The 232-nt window shown below is 44.0% G+C and carries 1 protein-coding gene; it reads left to right on the forward strand.

Annotated features, from left to right (window positions below):
• Window positions 1–232, forward strand: a 232-nt coding sequence (locus tag AAEZ03_RS29020; RefSeq protein WP_502948000.1) for a pseudouridine synthase family protein, incomplete at both ends; no start/stop codon positions are given.

A 232-nucleotide genomic window follows, 5' to 3' on the forward strand; every position in this document is an offset into this window, starting at 1 on the left:
AGCCAATGCTGTTAAAGAAGTGGCTGAAGGTATCTTATTAGAAGGCGAACATGAAGAAACCAAGCCTGCGGTTCTTGAGTTCATCGATGAGACTCATGCGCGTTTAACTTTAGAGCAGGGCAAGTACCATCAAGTAAAACGCATGATGGGTTACTTTGGTAATAGAGTGACTGAGCTGCATCGCGCCAGTATTGGTCATATCACTTTAGACGGTTTGGAAAAAGGCGATAGT

Origin of the sequence: Pseudomonas sp. HY2-MNA-CIBAN-0224, from assembly GCF_040310285.1 — a bacterium.
In the GTDB taxonomy this organism is placed as follows: domain Bacteria; phylum Pseudomonadota; class Gammaproteobacteria; order Pseudomonadales; family Pseudomonadaceae; genus Aquipseudomonas; species Aquipseudomonas helleri.